This window comes from Actinomadura sp. HBU206391, from assembly GCF_014323665.1.
Lineage (GTDB): Bacteria > Actinomycetota > Actinomycetes > Streptosporangiales > Streptosporangiaceae > Actinomadura_C.
The window spans coordinates 1-3,223 of record NZ_JABVEB010000436.1 but is presented as its reverse complement, the minus strand read 5'-3'; the positions used below and the strand labels follow the sequence as shown (position 1 = coordinate 3,223).

General features: G+C 68.3%; 3 protein-coding genes. 1 reads left to right on the top strand and 2 read right to left on the bottom strand.

What is annotated here, in order from left to right; all coding sequences use genetic code 11:
* Positions 1-476: 476 nt before the first annotated feature.
* Both HKK72_RS37875 and trxA read right to left on the bottom strand, forming a co-directional pair.
* A complete protein-coding gene (locus tag HKK72_RS37875; protein WP_187239203.1) occupies positions 477-1,352 on the bottom strand; it encodes a putative RNA methyltransferase in 876 nt (291 codons plus the stop codon).
* 56 nt (positions 1,353-1,408) lie between these two features.
* Positions 1,409-1,789 (bottom strand): thioredoxin, encoded by a 381-nt coding sequence (gene trxA, locus HKK72_RS37870; RefSeq protein WP_187239202.1) that lies wholly within the window; start codon positions 1,787-1,789, stop codon positions 1,409-1,411.
* A gap of 386 nt (positions 1,790-2,175) precedes the next feature.
* On the opposite strand from trxA, the gene HKK72_RS37865 reads away from it, so the two are divergent.
* Entirely contained in the window at positions 2,176-3,126 is a 951-nt protein-coding gene (locus tag HKK72_RS37865) for an RNA polymerase sigma factor RpoD/SigA (RefSeq protein ID WP_187239201.1), read from the top strand.
* The last annotated feature ends 97 nt before the right edge of the window (positions 3,127-3,223 follow it).

The window sequence follows — 3,223 nt, the reverse complement described above, 5'->3', positions numbered from 1 at the left end:
CAGGGGCAAATACCTAAAGGAATCCTCACCACCGAACACCACACCAGAAGAACACATCTCCCAGCCCGGCACCCGATGGAACGAGGGTAAAAAATAGGCACTGGCTTTTAACACGCTGTTGAGTTCTCAAGAAACGGACACCACCATCAGCAGCCCAGAACCAACCGGACCCCCTCCGGGGCAACCCTGCTAACTTACCAGGATCAACCGGTCTGTCAAGACCCGATTTTTCCTGTCCCAGATCCCGCCCACTGAACGATCATGCAGCGACAAATGCCGCTGGTTGATCACTCAGAAGAGCCAACGAGCCGGCCGCCATCCAAGGCGTCCCGCATCCCGTACAGATCAGAGGTCCCCTGGGGCCGACCGCCATCCGGCGTTCCGCATCCCCTCGGGGCAAGATGAACAGTAGGGGCTCTCTTCGCAGAGGTCAACTTGAGTCTCATGCCCCTGCTCGAGGCACCTAAACCATCACGTCACGTAGATTTTTCGACGCGCGGCCGGAACACCGAGAGCGTGAACGAGGCCGGCACCGACAGCGGCGTCGGCAGTGGCGAGAGCCGCTCCCGCAGCGCCTCTGTGGGAACGTGCCATGCGCTGGGCCCCATGCCGACGAGGGTCTCGACCTCGGTGTGGCTCAGCGACATCTGGATGTCGTGGCCCTCCTGTGACTCCAGGAGGAAATCCGCGTCGAGCGCGGCGCCGATCCGCTCGGCCTTCCGCTGGTCCACGGACAGCAGACCCAGCGGACCGACCAGCGTGCCGAGGTGCCGTGCGGTGGGCGTCACGACGAACAGCGCTCCGCCCTCTCCGAGCACCCGCCTGAACTCGGGCCCGTTGCGCGGCGCGAACACGTTGAGGACCGCGGTGACGCTGCCGTCCCGTAGCGGAAGCCGCCGCCAGACGTCCCATGCCACCGCGCCGATCCTCGGGTGGGCACGCGCGGCCCGGCGCAACGCGTGCTTGGACAGATCGAGGGCGATCCCGGTCGTGCCCGGCGTCCGGTCTAGGACGGCCGCGAGGTAGTGCCCCGTACCCGCTCCGGCGTCGAGAACGCGGGAGCCGGTCGCGGGAGCCGAGCCGGTCGCGGCGGCCAGCACCTCGTGCACCCGGTCGGCCAGCGATCTCATGAGCGGATCGAAATGACCCGCGCCGAGGAACGCGTCGCGGGACCGCGCCATCTCGGGAGTGTCGGCGGTGCCTGGACGCGCGTCCCCGGGAAGCAGGTTGACGTACCCCTGGCGGGCGATGTCGAAAGCATGCCCGGCACCGCAGCGCAGGGCGCCGCCCTCCTCGTCCAGACCGGCGCCGCAGACGGGACAGAGCAGGTCGCGGGCGATGTCACTCAGCACGCGTCAATCATGGTCCATTCGCCATGACGCGGCGCCGGGCTCGCGACCACCCTGGCTCAGGCCTCCGAGCCCGGCTCGGTGGCCTCGGAGCCGAGGCGCCGCCGGACGTCGTCCATGTCGAGGCCGCGGACCTGCTCGATCACGTTCTCCAACACCGGCTCGGGCAACGCGCCCGGCTCCGCGAACACGATGACGCCGTCCCGGATCGCCATGATCGTTGGGATGGACGAGATGCCGAATCGCTGAGCCAGCTCGTCCTCGGCCTCGGTGTCGACCTTCGCGAACACGATGTCGGAGTGGCGCTCGGCACTCTGCTCATAGACCGGGGCGAACCTGCGGCACGGGGCGCACCACGCCGCCCAGAAGTCCACCAGCACGATCCCTTCGCCCTGAGCGATCTCGTCGAAGTTCTCCGTGGTGAGCTTGACCGTCCCCATATTCGCTGCTCCTTGCTCGATTGGCTCTCGGGCCCCGTAGAGCGGTAATTCGACCTTACGTATTCCCTGCCGAACTCGCTCCCGACCCTTCGGGGTGCCCGCTCGGCGCCCGCCCGGTGATTCGATCGCTCAGGGCATCCCAGAGCCCCCGAGCGGCCGTGACACCGCCCATCAGGCACACCGCGTGACGAGCGCCGGAGGGCGGCCGGCGCGAGCCCCGCGCCGCCCGCCCGAGTCGAGCGGACCGAACCGGGCATCTCCATTAAGAGCCGGAGTGCCCTGGCGGAGGATCAGTGTGCATGACGCACATTTCTCCTCCGGTCTGGGAATCCCAGGCCGGTAATCAGCGTTAACCGCTTAGGGAGTTTGCACGGAGAAGGGTGAGGATGGCTGCGACCCGTACGAAGTTCACCAAGCTGGAGACGCCGGACAGGGACCTCGTAGGTGCCTATCTCGACGCCATCGGCCGTACCCCGCTGCTCGACGCGGAGCGCGAGGTGGATCTGGCGAAGGCCATCGAAGGCGGTCTGTACGCCGAGCGGCTGCTCGAAGACGGCCCGCTGCCCGCGGGGACGTCGCGCGACGAGCTCGCCGAGGTGGTGGCCGCCGGGCTGCAGGCCAAGCAGGAGTTCGTCGAGGCGAACCTCCGGCTCGTCGTCTCGATCGCGCGGAAGTACCCCACTGACGCCCTTCCGCTCATCGATCTGATCCAAGAAGGCAATCTGGGCCTCATGCGGGCCGTCGAGAAGTTCGACTACCGGCGGGGCTTCAAATTCTCCACATACGCCACGTGGTGGATCCGGCAGGCCATCGGCCGCGGCCTCAGCCACACCGCTCGTGCCATCCGGCTGCCCGTGCACGTCGAGGAAGAACTGTCCCGGCTCCGCCGCGCTGAGCGTACGCTCGGCCGCGAACTCGGGCGGGAGCCCGGCCGTGACGAGCTCGCCGAGGCGCTCGGCACCGAGCCCGAGCACGTCGACCAACTGCTGCGCTGGCGGCGTGATCCGGCGAGCCTGGACGCCGCGGTCGACGACGCGGGCGAGACGCCGATGGGCGATCTGCTCGAGGACACCGAGACGGCCAGCCCGGAGGCCGAGATCCTCGCTCAGGACGATCTCATCGGGCTTCGCCGGATGCTCGACCGGCTGCCGGCCCGTGAGGCCGCGATCGTCCGGGCCCGGTTCGGCATGGAGGACGGGCAGCCGCTCTCCTACGCTCAGATCGGCGCCCGTTACGGGCTCAGCCACAACCGGGTGCGCCAGATCACCGATCGGTCGCTGCGGCAGCTTCGGCAGATGGCGGCGGACACCGAGTTGTCCGGCAGGCGCGCGGCCTGATCACCGGCCCGGCGCGACTCGGCGCGGCGCGGCGCAGCGCGGTTCCGGATGAACTCTTGATGCCGTCGAGGCTGATGAGGGATGCCGCAGTTGCCCT